The 17519-nt window shown below is 59.5% G+C and carries 16 protein-coding genes; 7 read left to right on the top strand and 9 right to left on the bottom strand.

Going from position 1 to position 17519, the window contains the following annotated elements; all coding sequences use genetic code 11:
* Positions 1-40: 40 nt before the first annotated feature.
* The 3 genes from FXN63_RS12350 to FXN63_RS12340 form a co-directional block, all read right to left on the bottom strand.
* Positions 41-1087, bottom strand: a complete 1047-nt coding sequence (locus FXN63_RS12350; RefSeq protein ID WP_148819255.1) for a bifunctional nicotinamide-nucleotide adenylyltransferase/Nudix hydroxylase — start codon at positions 1085-1087, stop codon at positions 41-43.
* Between the two features lie 277 nt (positions 1088-1364).
* Positions 1365-1655, bottom strand: a complete 291-nt coding sequence (locus tag FXN63_RS12345; RefSeq protein ID WP_148815225.1) for a hypothetical protein — start codon at positions 1653-1655, stop codon at positions 1365-1367.
* A gap of 5 nt (positions 1656-1660) precedes the next feature.
* Complete coding sequence (locus tag FXN63_RS12340; RefSeq protein WP_148815223.1) at positions 1661-2593, bottom strand: LysR substrate-binding domain-containing protein; 933 nt, start codon at positions 2591-2593, stop codon at positions 1661-1663.
* Positions 2594-2674: 81 nt separating this feature from the next.
* Here FXN63_RS12340 and FXN63_RS12335 point away from each other — a divergent pair, with 81 nt between their 5' ends.
* Positions 2675-3292, top strand: coding sequence for a LysE family translocator (locus FXN63_RS12335; protein WP_148815221.1), 618 nt, complete (start codon positions 2675-2677; stop codon positions 3290-3292).
* Between the two features lie 12 nt (positions 3293-3304).
* Here the strand turns inward: FXN63_RS12335 and FXN63_RS12330 are convergent, their stop codons facing one another.
* From FXN63_RS12330 to FXN63_RS12310, 5 genes are all read right to left on the bottom strand, one after another.
* A complete protein-coding gene (locus tag FXN63_RS12330) occupies positions 3305-5029 on the bottom strand; it encodes a hypothetical protein (RefSeq protein WP_148815219.1) in 1725 nt (574 codons plus the stop codon).
* 85 nt (positions 5030-5114) lie between these two features.
* Positions 5115-6788: a hypothetical protein gene (locus FXN63_RS12325; RefSeq protein ID WP_148815217.1), complete on the bottom strand. Its 1674-nt coding sequence runs from the start codon at positions 6786-6788 to the stop codon at positions 5115-5117.
* Between the two features lie 46 nt (positions 6789-6834).
* Positions 6835-7308: a DUF6644 family protein gene (locus FXN63_RS12320; RefSeq protein ID WP_148815215.1), complete on the bottom strand. Its 474-nt coding sequence runs from the start codon at positions 7306-7308 to the stop codon at positions 6835-6837.
* Between the two features lie 203 nt (positions 7309-7511).
* Positions 7512-7907, bottom strand: a complete 396-nt coding sequence (locus FXN63_RS12315; RefSeq protein WP_148815213.1) for a DUF6152 family protein — start codon at positions 7905-7907, stop codon at positions 7512-7514.
* A gap of 155 nt (positions 7908-8062) precedes the next feature.
* The gene (locus tag FXN63_RS12310) at positions 8063-8968 is read right to left on the bottom strand and encodes a LysR family transcriptional regulator (protein WP_148815211.1); all 906 of its coding nucleotides are present in this window, start codon (positions 8966-8968) and stop codon (positions 8063-8065) included.
* A 283-nt stretch (positions 8969-9251) separates the two neighbouring features.
* On the opposite strand from FXN63_RS12310, the gene FXN63_RS12305 reads away from it, so the two are divergent.
* Positions 9252-10496, top strand: a complete 1245-nt coding sequence (locus FXN63_RS12305; RefSeq protein ID WP_148815209.1) for an MFS transporter — start codon at positions 9252-9254, stop codon at positions 10494-10496.
* 113 nt (positions 10497-10609) lie between these two features.
* Here FXN63_RS12305 and FXN63_RS12300 read toward each other — a convergent pair whose 3' ends face one another.
* The gene (locus tag FXN63_RS12300; RefSeq protein WP_148815207.1) at positions 10610-11950 is read right to left on the bottom strand and encodes an MFS transporter; all 1341 of its coding nucleotides are present in this window, start codon (positions 11948-11950) and stop codon (positions 10610-10612) included.
* A gap of 155 nt (positions 11951-12105) precedes the next feature.
* On the opposite strand from FXN63_RS12300, the gene cyoA reads away from it, so the two are divergent.
* The 5 genes from cyoA to FXN63_RS12275 all read left to right on the top strand — a co-directional run bounded on the left by cyoA (position 12106) and on the right by FXN63_RS12275 (position 17380).
* Positions 12106-13176 carry a ubiquinol oxidase subunit II gene (cyoA, locus tag FXN63_RS12295; RefSeq protein WP_148815205.1) on the top strand — a complete coding sequence of 357 codons (1071 nt, stop codon included), beginning with the start codon at positions 12106-12108 and terminating at the stop codon, positions 13174-13176.
* Positions 13177-13227: 51 nt separating this feature from the next.
* Positions 13228-15231 carry a cytochrome o ubiquinol oxidase subunit I gene (cyoB, locus tag FXN63_RS12290; protein ID WP_148815203.1) on the top strand — a complete coding sequence of 668 codons (2004 nt, stop codon included), beginning with the start codon at positions 13228-13230 and terminating at the stop codon, positions 15229-15231.
* Positions 15224-15865 (top strand): cytochrome o ubiquinol oxidase subunit III, encoded by a 642-nt coding sequence (gene cyoC, locus FXN63_RS12285; RefSeq protein ID WP_148815201.1) that lies wholly within the window; start codon positions 15224-15226, stop codon positions 15863-15865. Before cyoB ends, cyoC begins: the two co-directional genes overlap by 8 nt.
* Positions 15862-16275, top strand: coding sequence for a cytochrome o ubiquinol oxidase subunit IV (gene cyoD / locus FXN63_RS12280; protein WP_148815199.1), 414 nt, complete (start codon positions 15862-15864; stop codon positions 16273-16275). The genes cyoC and cyoD overlap by 4 nt, the downstream gene beginning before the upstream one ends.
* A gap of 262 nt (positions 16276-16537) precedes the next feature.
* The gene (locus FXN63_RS12275; RefSeq protein ID WP_148815197.1) at positions 16538-17380 is read left to right on the top strand and encodes an SURF1 family protein; all 843 of its coding nucleotides are present in this window, start codon (positions 16538-16540) and stop codon (positions 17378-17380) included.
* Positions 17381-17519 lie beyond the last annotated feature (139 nt).

The following is a 17519-nucleotide window of genomic DNA, read 5'->3' as shown; positions in this document are numbered from 1 at the left end:
AAAGCAGGTATTCGTCGTGCGTGGCTGACGGGATCAGCGCCTACAGCTTGCCAAGGAAGTAGTAGGTGATGTCGAAGTGGTCTTCGAACATCACGTTGCGCATCTGCGCAAACACATTCAGCGGCACCCACTTTGCCTTGTCGGCGTCGTCACTGCCCTTCACGCGCGGCAGTTCACCAGTGGGCATGTGGAACAAAAACGCGTGGGTGATCGTGCGGCCGCGTTGCGAACGATGCGGGTGGTCAAACACATGCATGTCTTTCAAAGACCCGCGCAACACCGGTTCTGGCAACTTCAGGCCGGTTTCCTCGCGCAGTTCGCGCAGGCAAGCCGCTTCCAGGCGCTCGCCTTGTTCGATGAAGCCACCCGGCAGCGCCCACAGACCGCGCCCGGGTTCGGCACGACGGCGAATCAGCAGGACATGGCCGGAATGCACCACCACCGCGTCGACCGTCACGAACGTCACTGGGTACGGCGCTGCTGCCCACGCCTTCTTGTACGAGGCGATGAATTCGAATTCAGCCGCAAGCTGCGCAAATTCTGGTTTGACGCGGAATGCATCCAGCCAGTCACGCACTGGTGCTGGTACGGCCCAGGACACGAAGCTGTTGCTGCGTTCGGCAAACAGTTGTTCGCGAATCTCGGTGGCTGAGATGTCTTCGGTCGCATCGACATCGACCAACGACCACTGCGGGAACATGCGCAGGTAATAGCTGGAGGCATCTTTTTCGTGGCCGATCAGGCCGATCTTGCGGCCGCTGGTGTCACCCAGCAAGGCAGCTACTGCGTCCTGCACCCAGCGCACCCAGTCGCCGTCGTTGTAGGTCGAATCCTGCACAGGCGCGATCAACACACGTGCACGATCTGCTTCGCTTAACACCGACGAAATCATTTCGCGGCGCTCGTCGAAGGAGAACGGATCTTTGACGGTACGGGGCTTGTCGGTGGAACCGATCAGAATGCAGACGCGGTCGGCTTGGCGCAGCGCGCGTTGCAAGACATCAATGTGCCCACGATGCGGCGGCTGAAACCGGCCGATGAAAATCAAGGCGTCGAAGCGCTTGGTGTTCGAATCGGATGCAGCCATGCCAGACGAGGTCGTGCTGGACGAATCGGCATGGGAAGAACTGACAGACGTGCTTTTATTGGTCTTGCTGACTACGGTGCTCATGAGGCTCCCTCAAGAGTGATTGGCGTCATGGAGTCTGTCCCCATGAAGTGAATTCATCATATGCCCGCACCGAAATTCACGTCAATGATGTGGACGAAGAGGAATGTGACGGTGTGTTTAAAAGCGGACGTTGAAGTGCTTGCAGACTACGGCTCGCCGGAAGACATCAGCAGACAGCGCGATCAACCGAAATCTATCTCACGTCAATAGGATCAGCCCCCGCCACATCGCCGCCCAGCAGCTTTCTCAGATCCACGGGCAACGCCGCGCTGACCTCGTCCAGATCCGCAGACGTAATCGTGATTTCGCCCTGCATCCAGATGTCGTAGACCATGTCGATCTGCGAACCTGCAGCATTGGTTAACGTGGCCCAGGAATGATCCAGCCCGCCGCCCTTGGTCAGCGTCCAACCAGCACCCGCCAGGGCATGCATGAACGCCCCCCATTGCGCCTCGGGAATGTTGTCCAGCGTCAGGGTATCCATCTTCATCAGGCCGCGATCTCGCGCAGCCAGCCCAGTAGTTGTCCTTGCGGACTATGCACGCTTGATTCGCGTGGGGACAAGAGGTAGTAACTCGAACCGTCTTCGACGAAGCCCAGCGGGGCCACCAGCACACCACTTTCAAGGTCATCGCAAACCATATGCCACGGGCCGATTGCCATCCCCAGGCCAGCCACGGCGGCTTGCAGGCTGAAATAGAAATGCTCAAAGACCTGTTCGGGCTCCTCATCGAGTTTATGCCCGGCTTTGGCTGCCCAGGTTGACCATGCGCCCGGGCGGGTGTTGGTGCGCAGGCGCAGCGCCCCCGCCCGAATGCCGGGTTTGCGTCCCGTGCGAAAAAACTGCTGTGCCTTGGCAGGACTGCACACCGGGCCGACCTGCTCAGCGAACAGCGGCGTTGCGTGGATGGATGCCGGCCACGTAAAGTCGTTGCGGCGAATTGCCAGGTCGATGCCATCGCCAAAACGAAACGGCCCGCCTCCGGCCACCAAGTGCACTGGCATGTCTGGGTGTCGCGCCTGGAAATCCGGCCAACGCGGAATCAGCCAGCGCATCAATAGCGTTGGTTCGCATGACACCACCAGCGGTGCAACACGCGAGGGGGTACGAAGTTCGCGCACGGTGTCGTGGATCAGGCCGAAGCCCTGATTCACCGACTTGGCCAGCTTGCGGCCAGCGTCGGTCAGAAACACGCGGCGGCTGCGGCGCTCGAACAAGGCAATGCCCAGGTCGTCTTCGACCGCACGAATGGCGCGGCTGATGGCCCCGTGCGTCAAATGCAATTCGTCGGCCGCGCGGCTGAAATTTTCTGTGCGGGCGGCGACTTCAAAGCAGCGCAACCCAGCAAGCGAAGGCAATCGCCAGGTCGGCGACTGTGATTTCAATTGTGAGTTTGGCTCACCATTCATGTCAGAACTCATCGTTATTCATTTGATGTGAACCCGCTTATCGTTGGGGCCTTACTCATGTTCGGGCCTTATCCATGGCCCCCAGTAACTATCGTGACAGAACTGTTAGCCGTAATCACCATCACGATACTCGCCGTGATCAGTCCAGGCCCTGATTTTGCAATGGTCACGCGAAACAGCTTGCTGCTGTCGCGCCGCGCAGGTGTGCTCACCGCCCTGGGGATCGGCCTGGGCGTGGTTGTTCACGTGAGCTACACCTTGTTGGGGATTGGTCTGCTGATCAAACAGTCGGTCTGGCTGTTTGATCTGTTGAAGCTGGCAGGCGCGGCATACCTGATCTACCTGGGCATCAAGATGCTGCGTGCCAAGCCTGATATGGGCGTGGAGACTGCCGCGCCCCCAGCCATGTCAGACCTGGCTGCGCTGCGCATTGGCTTTCTGACCAATGCGCTGAACCCGAAAACCACCGTGTTCATCGTCAGCCTGTTCATGCAGGTGGTGCAGCCCAGTACGCCGATTCTGGTGCAGATCGGCTACGGCGCGTTCATCTCGGCCGCCCACATGCTGTGGTTTGCGCTGGTGGCTTTGTTCTTTTCCAGCGGGGCCATCCGTTTGCGCCTGCTTCGCGTGCGCCACTGGATTGACCGCGCGTTTGGCGGCCTCTTGGTGAGTTTCGGGCTGTTGCTGGCATCGGCGAACTTGGCACGCTGAGGCCAGCAAGCCCTATTGACCGCCCTGCTTCCCAGGCTCCGGCACGTTCCGAGCATTGCGAAGATTCCATTGGCGCTGCAATTGCTCCCAGTTGTAGTGGCGTAATTGCAGCGCCGCGATGGGCTGCGATGCCGCAATATCCTGGTTGATGGGCAGCGTACGGTGAGACCAGCTCAACGGCGGCAGATCCTCCTGGCGCGGCGAATCGCTGTTATCAAGGTAGCTGGCCATCTCAATGATCGCCGAAGGAATCTGGCGTCCCTCGGCATCGACTGGAACTGCGACCGTCCACTTTCCCTGGCGCGTACCGAACGGCGTCCTGTTCTGTTCCAGCGTGACCCGTTGCGGGCCAGTCCACTTGATCCGCACCTGAGCATTGTCCTTCGACTGCGCGCCGACCTTGACCGTCTCGCTACCCGCCCAGGTGTAGGCCTCGACGCCGATATCCAGGCGAAGGGTTTCCAGGCTGGTCAGTTGTTCAGCACGGGTCTGCAGAGGCAGACGGAACGGGAAATCCGCGTCCAATTCAGTCTTGCGGTACTCGTCCATGAACATGATCTTGGCGTGCACGGGCACCGTCGTCAGACCAGGTAGTTCCCGGCCTGCTGCATCCAGCAGCGTTGCCTTGTGCAGCTGAGCCATCACGAAGGGGCCAAACCGATCAGCGTCGCTGCCGTTTGCGCCTTCATTGCCCACTTCCTTGGACGACACCGCTGGCAACTTCCCGCCGATCGCAATCACCGGACGAGATGTGTTGTGCTCATCGAGTGCCCCAAAATAGATGTGCTTGTCGATCTGATCGAGGGCGGCAGGCGACAGCATCCAGGGAGCCAGCTCACCCTCTTTTTCGGTAATCAGACGGTAGAGGCTTGCATCGTCCGAAGGCGCAGAAAACGGCGGTTTGGCGAATGCCTCTTTAGCAAAGTCAGTGTTGATGCGATACATGTTCGCATCGGCTTCGATCTCAAGTTCCGGCGGCTGCGCCATGTTGATGGCACTGAGCCGCACCGTACTGGCGGGCTGGCCGTCCTTGGCCTCGCGCCTCAGCTCGAATTGCATCTCGATCGGCATGCCGTCCTGGCGGCGAATAGCTTGCTGACCACCACCACTGACACCCTCGCCTTCCACCTGCACATCGACCACTGCCACGTCGTCGGTCAAGGCTGTGACGCGCATGCGTGCGCCAACCGCGCCGGCGCTGCCAGCGTGGTCTTGACGCGTGAATTCCTGGCCGACGCTCAGGCGGTCTGGCAGCGCGATCGGGCGCAGCCCTGCGTTGGAACTTTGCGGGGTAAACATGGCAGCGGCTTCCGGTCTGCGCTGCACCAGCGCAGAGAACGCCTGCTGATCGACCGCGCGAATCTCTTTCACGCCGCCGTCCTTGTCGACGGTCACATTGAAGCCGCTCGCCAACAGTGCCAGCACCTGCTTCCCGTCGGTGTCGTCCGGGTCCATGCCCAGCGTGCCCGAGGTACTTCCATTGCCGACTTGCCGTGACCACAGCGTGCGCTGGTGCATGGTCTGCGTGCCATCGCTTTGCTTGGAGACAGTGATACCACTGAAGCTGCGCTGCGTGATCGGAATATGCACGGTTCCCGTATCTACGGTGATGACCTGCATGACGAAGTAGATTTCTTCCTTGCCTGGTGTTCCCACACCAGCTTGCGAATCAACAGCCTGCTTCGAACATCCGGCCAACAGCACCAGACCAAGCAATACAACACATTTCAATCGCATTCGTTAACGTCCTTTCGTCTTCGATCCATCAAACACATTTGCCCGATTCCGTTGTGCCCGGCGCAAGCAGCCCATCACTGCCTGACTAGGGCGTGGCGCGGATATTCCACTGACGCGGCACCTGTTCCCAGGCGTAATGACGCAGCTGCAGCGCGGCGATCGGCTGCGCCGTCGCAATATGCGAATCCGAGGACACATTGCGCAGCTCCCAGTCCAAGGGAGCATGGACGTAAGGACGCTGCGGATCGTCTTGATCTACGAATGCGCTCGCCAGCAGTGCGGCGGAAGGAATCTGCTTCCCGTCTGCATCCAGCGGTACGGCAACGGTCCAGGTTCCCTTGCTGGTCTGCATGTGCCCTCGCGTCTGCGCAAGGGTCACGCGCTGCGGGCCCAGCCACTCGATGCGAAGCTGGGCATTGTCCTTGGACTGCGCGCCGACCTTCAGCGTCTCGGTGCCTGACAATGCGTAGGTTTCTACGCCGACATCCAGCCGAATGGTGTCAAGCTCGGTAAGTTGCGCCGCCCGGGTCTGCAAGGGCAAACGGAAGGGGAAATCGATGTCCAATTCCGTGGAACGATAGCTGTCCATGAACAGGATCTTGCGGTGCGTCGGGATCGTTGCCAGATCAGGTAATTCGCGGCCAGACGCGTCCATCAATGTTGCCTTGCGCAACTCGGCAAGCAGCAGTGGTTGTGTCGGTGCATCCCTGAAGCTGGCAGGCGAGCTGCCCGGCATCTTTCCTTTCAAGACAATCAGGGGCCGGTGGGCGTTGTGATCCTTGTCCAGCCCGAAGCTCAGGCCTTTCTCGATGGCATCAAGTGCGGCAGTCGATAGCATCCAGCTTGGCATGTCGGCCTCGGAAGCAGGCTGCAAGCGATACACCTTGGGGTCGTCGGATTGGGCGGAAAATGGCGGCTTGGCAAGCATTCGCTGCAAGGCCTGGCGATGCGTTTTATACAGCGTCGCATCCGCGCCGATTGTCATGTAATTCGAATACGCCATATTGTTGGCGGTGAGTTGCATGCTGATGGCAGGCTGCTTGTCATCGGCCTCGCGCGTCAGTTCGAATTGCAGTTCGATAGGCATGCCGTCACGGCGGCGAATGGCTTGCTGCCCGCCACCTTGAACACCGCCGCCGCTCAGTTCGATATCGACCAGCGCTACCTCGTCGGTCAGCGCTGTGACGCGCATGCGTGAACTCAGCGTGCCGAATTTGCCAGACTGTTCCTGGCGCACAAACTCCTGACCTACCCGCACCTGCTCAGGCAGGGTCAAGGGCATGACACCCGAAGTCAAACTCGAATCGCGCGACGTGAAGATGGCAGCGGCTTCAGGCTTGGCCTGCACCAGCGAGTCAAATGCTGATTGATCGACAGCTTTCAGGGTTTTCAGGCTACCGTCCTTGTTCAACGACGCCTCGAAGCCGCTGCCCAACAGCGCCAGCACCTGCTTGTCGTCCGCATCATTGGGGTTCAGGCTCAGCGTGCCCGAGGCGCTTCCGCCGCCAGCCTGCCAGGACCAGAGCGTGCGTTGGCGCGTGGTCAGCGCACCGTCGCTTTGCTTGGATACTGTGATACCGCTGAAACTCGATTGCGCAACCGGCATGCCCCTGCCGCCGTGCTTGACTGTCGTCAGCTGTCTGACGAAATAGATCTCTTCTTTGTTGGCCTGTTTGCCGCTGGCTTGTTCTGAATCTGCCTGCTTCGTGCACCCAAGCAATAACACCAGGCCCACCAGCAGGCCACATCGCAATCGCATTCGTGAACGTCCTGTCTTTCCGGGTTTATCAGACCCACTTTTTCAATCAAAGAAAACCGATCCAGCGTCCGGCCACCACTGCTGCCAGCCACAACACGATCGAACACAAGGCCTGCACGCGCAGGCCGGAAGATGCCTTACCCGCTGCAAGCGCTTCACGCCATCGCGGCCCGGCGTGCACCGCCCAGGCATTGAGGACAGCCAAAGCCACCAGGCCCACTTTGCAAAGGAAGGCAAGGTTATCCGCGTATTCCGCAGGCCGAACCGAGAACAGCAAGAAACCGGTCAGCACCGCGAGGCCTAGACCCCATGCCGCCATGCGCGACAGAAAAGGCCCGATTACGGCCAAAGGCACTTGGCGGAAACCGCCAAGCAAGCGCAGGTCGAGCGACATAATCGACCCAAGCAGAACCCCCAACGCGGCAATATGCGCAGCATTCACCAGCAGGTAGCTCGTACTCGAGCGCTGCAGTAACAGGGCGTGGGGCAGCTGCCCCAACCACGTCCAGATGATGTCCATCGGGTTCCAATCAGATATACGGCGTTATCCGCATACGGCGTAGATGGCGACTTGATGGTGACCGATAACTGGGCGCGAACGTCACACCCAAGCTAAAAACAGACTACAGCAGGACGACAGCCGGGCTACAGCCCCTGCACGATCGCCATTATTCCCAATGACATCGATTTTGCCCTGATAATTTTCATCCGATTACGTTCCCCCTACTTTCCAATGCGTTCGGGGTAAATGTCGTAGGTCTTGCTTCCCACTGTGATCTGCACGGCTTTCATGCGCTTTTCCTTGTGATCCCGCGCGCGATTGCCGTTTACCTGCACGGTATCGCCAGGCTTGGCAGACCCCGCCACAAAGCCCGAGCGCTCGGTCTGGCTTGGGTTGCCCAGTTCAACCCGCCACATGCCGTCGTTTGCAGTTTCCACATCAAGCCACGGATGCGGCGGAGATATCTCGACCTTTCGAACTGTGCCGTTGAGCTTTACTTGCTCGGAATCGGCCCAACTCCAGCCGTGGTGAGCCGCCGCGCTGGCAACCAGCAAGCCCGTCAGCCCTATACCCGCAACCCATTTATTCAGACGTGTATTGAAAGATCGAAAAGCCATGACAAAACCCCTTGAAAGTCGAGATTCGGAAGCACGTTTTCGGACTATGTAGGCAGCAGGCATCACACGCAAGTTTTTGCAGTGAATGGTCCAGTCAATATGACTGCCAAAAGTTAATATTCAGATACCAATAAGACATTTTCGTCATCGATCAACTATTCAGGCAGGTTGGCACTCGGCACCTTAGCCGCCAACGCCAGAAAATTATGTGCAGACGGCGCGTCTTGCCCGGGCCGTGTTGCCAATGCCATGCGCGCAACGGGCGGCTGCGCGTCGTCGATGTCCAGATAACAGACGCCAGCCATATGGAATTGGCTGATCGACGCAGGCACTACCGACACGCCGAACTCCGCCGCCACCAAGTTCACCACCGACGAAATCTGCGGTACCTCCTGGCTGACGATAAGCTCAAACCCAGCGCGCCTGCAGGCATCGACAATTTCATCGTGCAGACTCAGACCCACACCGCGCGGAAACAGCACAAAAGGCTCGCCCGCTAACTCGGCCAGCGACAAATGCCTGCGTGACGCAAAGCGGTGGCTGTTCGGCAGCACGATTTTCATGGCTTCATCCGCCATGGGCTGCAAGTCCATGCCGGTCGGCGCATTCGGCCCGGGACGCACAAAGCCGACATCCAGTGTCTGTTGTGCCAGCATCTCCAGCAAGCCGGTGGTGTTCATCTCGATCAGGGTCAACTGCACATCAGGGTAGGCACGCCGGAAATTACGGATCACCGTCGATACCAGCGGATTGAAGGCGGCCGACCCTGAGAATCCGATACGCAGCTGTCCGCTTTCTCCCCGCCCTGCCCGCTGTGCCAAGGCACGTGCGCGTGCAGCACTGCCAAGCACCAGGCGCGCCTCGGGCAGAAAGGCCACACCAGCCGCCGTCAATTCAGCCCCATGTGGCGTTCGGCGGAACAAGGCGGTACCCAGTTCCTGTTCCAGGTCTTTGATCTGCTGACTGAGCGGAGGCTGACCGATACCCAGTCGGGCGGCCGCACGGGTGAAATTCAGCTCCTCTGCAACCGCGAGGAAATAACGAAGATGACGAAGTTCCACGCGTGGCCTTCTTGAAAGTGATGCGGATAGTGATAGGTAAGCGATCCGGTCACTCCTGAACTTGGCGGCGCTTCGCGTCACGACTGAACGCGGCTACCGGCAGATGAACAGAAGCAATATTCCCGACAGGTATCTGTAAAACAGATCAAATCGATATCAATCATATATTTGACAGATATCCAAGCCAAGCTCAAGAATGATTGCCTGACCCATCCAACTCAAGCAGCGCTTCAATGCAGTCCCCGAATCCATTCACCGCACGGGCGGTTTCCAGGTCACGCTCATGACCACAGCCACCCTGTCATCCCGCAGCGCTCAAACCTCCCTTCCAGACGGCGTGTCACGCGGTTCCCCCGAATACCGCCGAATCTCCTTCGCCCTGTTCCTGGCCGGCTTTTCCACGTTTTCCTTGCTGTACTGCGTGCAACCGCTGCTGCCCGAGTTTGCGGCCGAGTTCAACATCGGCCCGGCAGCCAGCTCGCTTGCCCTGTCTTTGACCACTGGTTGCCTGGCGATTGCCATTTTCTGTGCGGGAGCTTTGTCCGAGGGCGCAGGCCGGCGCGGGCTGATGTTCATCTCCATGATGCTGGGGGCGCTGCTGAACCTGATCGCGGCGTTCTCACCCAGCTGGTCTGCCTTGCTGGTTGCCCGTGCGCTGGAAGGACTGGTGCTGGGCGGCGTGCCGGCAGTTGCCATGGCTTATCTTGCTGAAGAGATCGACCACCGCAGCCTGGGCTTTGCCATGGGGCTGTATGTGGGCGGGACGGCCTTCGGCGGCATGATCGGCCGGGTGGGCATGAGCCTGTTGACCGACTTGTATTCATGGCGGACTGCCATGGCTGCCATCGGCGTGATCGACCTGCTGGCGGCGCTGGGTTTCCTGTGGCTGCTGCCGCCGTCCCGGCGTTTTGTGAAGAAACGTGCCTTGGGGCTTGGCCATCACCTGGCGGCATGGGGTGGCCACCTTAGGCACCGGGGGTTGCCGCTGCTATTCCTGACCGCCTTCCTGGTCATGGGCGTGTTCGTGGCGATCTACAACTATGCAACCTTTCGGCTGACCGCAGCGCCGTATTCACTTAGTCAGACCCAGGTTGGCCTGATATTCAGCGCCTACCTGGCCGGCATGGCGGCCTCGCCCGCTGCGGGTGCCTTGGCCGACCGTTTCGGACGTGCACCCGTGCTGATCGCCGGCATTCTGACGGCGGCGCTTGGGGTTGGTCTGACCATTGCCACCCCGCTACCTGCCATCATTAGCGGCATCATCTTGCTGACCATTGGCTTTTTCATGACCCATTCCGTCGCCAGCGGATGGGTTGGCCGCATGGGTAGCGCAGCGCGTGGGCATGCATCATCGCTCTATCTGTTGGCCTATTACCTGGGATCGAGCGTACTTGGCTCGGTCAGCGGCTGGTTCTGGGAACACGGCGGCTGGGCAGCGATTGCGAATTTCTCGCTGATGCTGCTGGCACTGACGCTTGGCGTGACGATGTACCTGCGCCATCTGGTACAGACGAAAACAGTCGCCTGACCCGACGGCAGAAAAGAGAAAGGCCCCGGCTGCACGACGTGCACCGGGGCCTTTCTCTTTCTCGAAGCACCGGATTTAACCCGGTGCTTCAAGTCTTGTCGTTCAAGCGCAGATCAAAGGTCGCGCGTTTCCAGGCGACGGTTGATACGCAGCGCGATCAGCGTGCAGACCGCACCCGACATCAGGTAGGCGCTCAGGAAGCCCAGACCGTAGTTTGCCGACAGACCCAGGGCGACCAGCGGGGCGAAAGCCGCGCCGAACAACCATGCGAAGTCAGAGGTCAGTGCTGCACCGGTGTAACGGAAGCGCGATTCGAAGTTCGAAGTCACGGTACCGGCAGCCTGGCCGTAAGACACACCCAGCAGTGCAAAACCGATCAGAATGAACGCATCCTGGCCGACTTCACCCGAATTGAGCATGGTCGGGGCAAACAAGCTGAAGATGGCGATCAGCACAGCCAGCGTGCCGAGGGTGTTGCGACGACCGAAGCGGTCGGCGATCCAGCCCGACGCAATCGTACCGACGATGGCGATGAAGCCACCGATGATCTGCACCACCAGCACATTGGCGATCGACTGCGAGGAACGCAGTGCCAACCACGACAGCGGGAACACCGTGACCAGGTGGAACAGCGCGTAGCTGGCCAAGGCCGCGAATGCGCCGATGAAGATGTTGTAGCCCTGGGTCTTCACCAATTCGTGCACGCTGATCGGGTTCAGTTCACCCTCTTCCAGCAGCTTGGTGTACTCGTGGGTGACGATCAGACGCAGACGCGCAAACAGCGCCACCACGTTGATGGCGAAAGCCACGAAGAACGGATAGCGCCAGCCCCAATCCAGGAAGTCCTGGTTGGACAGGCTGATATGCAGGAACAGGAACAGCGCGCTGGCCACCAGGAAACCAACCGGAGCACCCAGTTGTCCCAGCATGGCGTACCAGCCGCGGCGTTCTTTCGGTGCATTCAGCGCCAGCAGCGAAGGCAGGCCGTCCCACGATCCACCGAAGGCAACGCCTTGCAGAATGCGGAAGAAGCCCAACAGTACGATGGACGTGGTGCCCAGGGTGGCGTAGCCAGGCAGGAACGCCATGCCGACGGTAGCCGTGCCCAACAGGAACAGTGCAGCGGTAAGTTTGGTGCCACGACCCCAGCGACGCTGGATGGCCATGAACAACGCGGTACCGAACGGGCGTGCCAGGAAGGCAAGCGCGAACAGCGTGAAGGAATACAGCGTGCCTTCAAGGGGTTCCTTGAAGGGGAAGAACACGGCCGGGAACACCAGCACGCATGCAATACCGAAGACAAAGAAGTCGAAGTATTCGGACGCGCGGCCGATCACCACACCAATGGCAATTTCGCCCGGGGCGACCTTGGTATGGTCGGCGGTAAGCCGCCTGGCGTCATGCTCTAGCTGGCGCGATGAAGGTTCTTCGTGGGATTGAGTCGTACTGGACATCGTGCTGGCTCGTTTATTCGGAGATTTTAGGACCTACCCCCTAGCATCTCATCTGGAAGTCAATCCCGCCATAGGACAAAATGTCCAATTCCAGGGAAAGTCCTTAAGGCGTACATTTGCGGCCTATTCCCGTAGTCCTCTTTCCCTGTCCGGTGATGCCTTCCATCAAGCTCCCCCGCGGACTGCTCCTGCTCCCCGCCGCTGTACTGCTCTCAGGTTGCAATATGGTAACCATGTCCCCTTCCGGTGACATTGCTGCCCAACAACGCGATCTGATCCTCTGGTCCACAGGACTCATGCTGTTGATCATCGTTCCGGTGATCATACTGACACTCCTGTTTGCCTGGCGCTATCGTGCGTCGAACAAAGAAGCGGTCTATGACCCAGAATGGCACCATTCGACGATGCTCGAACTGGTGATCTGGTCCATTCCGCTGCTGATCATCATTGCGCTAGGCGCAATGACCTGGACCAGCACCCACTTGCTTGACCCGTACCGCCCCCTCGATCGCGTTGCCCCTGGCCGCGCTGTTCCAGCTGAAGTCAAACCGCTGGTGGTCGAAGTGGTTGCCATGGACTGGAAGTGGTTGTTCGTCTACCCGGAGCAAGGCATCGCTACCGTCAACGAACTGGCTGCACCGGTCGATCGCCCGATTCAGTTCAAGCTGACTGCGTCCTCGGTGATGAATTCGTTCTACATCCCCGCGCTGGCTGGTCAGATCTACGCGATGGCGGGCATGCAGACGACGCTGCACGCAGTGATCAACAAGCCCGGCATCTATGACGGCATCTCGGCCAACTACAGCGGTGCAGGCTTCTCTGGCATGCGCTTCAAGTTCCATGGCCTGAGCAACGCCGACTTCGACGCGTGGATTGCACAGAACAAGGGCAGCAAGGACGCGCTCAGCCGCGAAACCTACCTGCAGCTTGAGCAGCCCAGCGAGCGTGAGCCGGTGCGTCGCTACGGCAGCGTGGCTGATGGCCTCTTCACCGCGATCGTGAATCGCTGCGTCGAAGCCAATCGCATGTGCATGCACGACATGATGAAGGTCGACGCGCAAGGCGGATTGGGCATGCCCGGCGTTTACAACCTGGCCCAGCTCAACACCGACACGCGTGATCGGCTCGGGCTCGACAGTGCCACGACACGCACTTACATCGGCGCCTTGTGCACTCCCCAAGATTTGTTGGGCGCAGGCTTTGCATCGTCGGACCCAGCGCTTTGATCGGCTGCCCGACTCACCATTTACCTTGCGCCACTGGCCACGATATCCAAGATGTTTGAGCAACTAGACCTGACCAAGTTAATACTCGGCCGCTTGTCATGGGAAGCGATTCCCCTGCATGAGCCGATCCTGATCGCCACATTCGCGATGGTAGTGCTGGGCGGCCTGGCGCTGCTCGGTGCCCTGACCTATTTCAAGGTCTGGGGTTACCTGTGGACCGAGTGGTTGACCAGTATCGACCACAAGAAAATCGGCATCATGTACATCATCCTTGCATTGGTGATGTTGTTGCGCGGCTTTGCCGACGCACTGATGATGCGCGCCCAGCAGGCCATCGCCTTCGGCGATTCGGCCGGCTTCCTGCCGCCACACCATTACGACCAGATCTTCACCGCCCACGGCGTGATCATGATCTTCTTCGTCGCAATGCCGCTGGTCACCGGGCTGATGAACTTCATCGTCCCGCTGCAGATCGGTGCCCGCGACGTGGCCTTCCCCTTCCTGAACAACTTCAGCTTCTGGATGACCGCCGGTGGCGCAATCCTGGTGATGGCTTCGCTGTTCGTCGGTGAATTCGCCAAGACCGGCTGGTTGGCCTATCCGCCGCTGTCGGGGATTCTCCATAGCCCGGATGTGGGGGTCGACTACTACATATGGTCATTGCAGATAGCGGGGGTAGGAACCTTACTTTCCGGTATCAACCTGCTGGTCACCATCGTCAAGATGCGCGCCCCGGGCATGGGCCTGATGAAGATGCCCATCTTCACCTGGACCTCGCTGTGCACCAACGTGCTGATCGTTGCCGCCTTCCCGGTGCTGACCGCTGTGCTGGGCCTGCTGTCGCTTGACCGTTACGCCGGCTTCAACTTCTTCACGAACGACTTCGGCGGCAACGCCATGATGTACGTGAACCTGATCTGGATCTGGGGTCACCCCGAGGTCTACATCCTGATCCTGCCGGCATTCGGTGTGTTTTCGGAAGTTGTGTCCACCTTCAGCGGCAAGCGTCTGTTCGGTTATGCATCGATGGTGTACGCAACCATCGTGATCACCGTGCTGTCGTACCTGGTGTGGCTGCATCACTTCTTCACCATGGGCTCGGGTGCAAGCGTCAATTCGTTCTTCGGCATCACAACCATGATTATCTCGATCCCGACCGGGGCGAAGATCTTCAACTGGTTGTTCACGATGTACCGCGGTCGTATCCGCTTCGAAGTGCCGATGCTGTGGACGGTTGGCTTCATGGTCACCTTCACCATCGGTGGTATGACCGGCGTGCTGCTGGCAGTGCCCCCGGCCGACTTCGTGCTGCACAACAGCCTGTTCCTGATTGCTCACTTCCACAACGTGATCATCGGCGGCGTGCTGTTCGGCATGATGGCTGGTATCACCTACTGGTTCCCGAAGGCCTTCGGCTACAAGCTCGATCCGTTCTGGGGCAAGTGCTCGTTCTGGTTCTGGTTCATCGGCTTCTACTTCGCGTTCATGCCGCTGTATGTGCTGGGCCTGATGGGTGTCACCCGTCGTGTGAACCACTTCGTTGATCCTTCGCTGCAGATCTGGTTCCAGATCGCTGCGTTCGGTGCAGTCCTGATTGCACTCGGCATCGGCAGCTTCCTGATCCAGCTGGTCGTCAGCTATCGTCGTCGCGAGGAACTGCGTGACCACACGGGCGACCCGTGGGGTGGCCGTACGCTGGAATGGTCGACCTCGTCGCCCCCGCCGAACTACAACTTCGCATTCACGCCTGAAGTGCATGATGGCGACGCCTGGTACCAGATGAAGCAGCGCGGTTATCAGCGTCCTTCCGAAGGCTTCCTGCCGATCCACATGCCGAAGAACACGGCAGCCGGCATCATCATCGCGGGTATGAGCGTGCTGGTTGGCTTCGCCCTGATCTGGCAGATGTGGCTGGTGGCTGGCGTGTCCTTCGTGGCCTTGATTGCTGGTTCGATCTATCACACCTTCAACTACAAGCGCGATTTCTACATTCCGGTCGAAGACGTCGTCCGTACCGAGGCAGAGCGCACCCGCCTGTTGTCCAACCATGTCTAATACTTCAGTCCACCCCGCCGCCGACAGCGTGCACGCAGCAGACAACCTGCGTTTCTACGTCCCCGGTGAACACCATCCGCAGAACGGAACCCTGCTGGGGTTCTGGCTCTACCTGATGAGCGACTGCTTGATCTTCGCCTGCCTCTTCGCCGTGTACGGCGTGGTCGGGCGCAGCTATGCAGCAGGCCCGTCAGGTGCCGACCTGTTCGATCTGACCCTGGTCGCGATCAACACGTCGATGCTGCTGTTGTCGTCCATCACCTTCGGCTTTGCGATGCTGGAAATGCAACGCAAGCGCTTGAACGCCACTTTGCTGTGGCTGGGCATCACCGGCCTGCTGGGCGCAGCCTTCATCGGTCTCGAACTGTATGAATTCGCTCACCTGATCCACGTCGGTGCGACCCCGCAGCGCAGTGCGTTCCTGTCGGCGTTCTTCGCGCTGGTGGCTACCCACGGCCTGCACGTCACCTTCGGCATCATCTGGCTGATCGTGTTGATGGTTCAGCTGAAGAAGCATGGCTTCATCCCCGAGAACCGCCGCCGCATGATGTGCCTGTCGATGTTCTGGCACTTCTTGGACGTGGTCTGGATCGGTGTGTTTACCTTCGTCTACCTGATGGGAGTGCTGCCGTGAGCGCGCATACCAATACCCTTGCCAACGGTCACCACGGTCACCACGGGCATGATGATCATGGTCATGACCATGATGACGGCCACGAACCAAGTACCCTCAAGGGATACATGACGGGCTTCGTGCTCGCCGTGATCCTGACGGTGATCCCGTTCTGGCTGGTGATGGGCAAGGTCTTTGAATCGTCCAGCACCACCGCACTGATCTTGATGGGCTTTGCTGCCGTGCAGATCGTTGTGCACATGGTCTACTTCCTGCACATGAATGCGCGTTCAGAGGGCGGCTGGAACATGCTGGCGCTGATCTTCACGCTGGTGATTGTCGTGATCACCCTGGCGGGTTCGATCTGGGTCATGTTCCACCTGAACCAGAACATGATGCCCGGCATGATGCATGACATGAAGAACATGTAAAGAAGATGCCTTGAGCGCCTGGCGCCAAGGCGACCGGTAATCACATTGCCGGTTTCAGCACTACCTGCGGGTCGCATCGAGCGACCCGCAGTCGTTTTCAGAAGTGTGTTTTGACCGAGCACATTTCTGAAAACGGCTTTTGAAAGCGGGTGTCGAAGGCGAATTTCCGAGCACGGATTTTCGACAGCAGCCAGTCAGTGCACTTTTTCCGAAACCCGCCGTCAAACCACACCCTTACCTATCAAGAACCAGGCAGCACGACATGCAAGCTTCACACGCCGCGCAAGACAATCCGCAGACAGGTGGCCGCCGCCCGCGCAGCAAAGGCGTGCTGGTCACCCTGGCCGTGATCGCCGCCCTGCTCTTCAGCGGGTTTGTCGCGCTCGGTACCTGGCAGGTGAAACGTCTGTCGTGGAAGCTTGATCTGATTGCGCGTGTCGATCAGCGCGCCCATGCCCCGGCTGTCGCGCTGCCTGCGCAGTCCGAATGGGCGGGCATCAACGCCGCAAACGATGAATATCGCCGCGTGCAGGCCACCGGCGTCTTCCTTCATGACCGCGAAACGCTGGTGCAAGCGGTGTCGGACCTGGGAAGTGGCTTTTGGGTCATGACGCCTTTGCAGTTGGCCGACGGCACCACCTTGTTGGTCAACCGAGGCTTCGTATCGCAAGAGCGGCGTGACCGCAGCACGCGGTCGGCCAACGAACCCAAGGGCGAAACCAGCGTCACCGGCCTGCTTCGCATCACCCAGCCCAAGGGCGGTTTCCTGCGCAGCAACGAACCGGGTGCCGATCGCTGGTACTCGCGCGATGTGGCCGCTATTGCAGCAGCGCGTGGCCTGAGCAACATTGCCCCTTACTTTGTCGATGCCGACACGGTGCCGGTGCTGGCGCAGCAGAAACCTGCAGAACCCAGGCTGGCCGAGGCCCGCATGGTTGAATCCAAACAAGCCGAAACGGTCTGGCCGGTGGGCGGGCTGACGGTGATCGACTTCCAGAACAATCACCTGGTCTATGCAGTGACCTGGTACCTGCTTGCGCTGATGGTGGCGGGCGTGACCTGGTATGTGGCTCGCTATGAACGGCGGGAACGCGGTACGCGCTGAGGGCAGACCCTTCTGGGTATGCACTTCCTGGTATTCGCTTCTCGCTTGCCGGTAGTCGCTTCCCGGTAGTCGCTTCCCGGTAGTCACTTCCAGGTAGTCACTTCCAGGTAGTCACTTCCAGGTAGTCACGTCTCGGATT

Source organism: Pigmentiphaga aceris, from assembly GCF_008119665.1.
Classification (GTDB): domain Bacteria; phylum Pseudomonadota; class Gammaproteobacteria; order Burkholderiales; family Burkholderiaceae_B; genus Pigmentiphaga; species Pigmentiphaga aceris.
The sequence above is the reverse complement of the archived record's forward strand: the minus strand, read 5'-3'. Positions and strand labels throughout refer to the sequence as shown.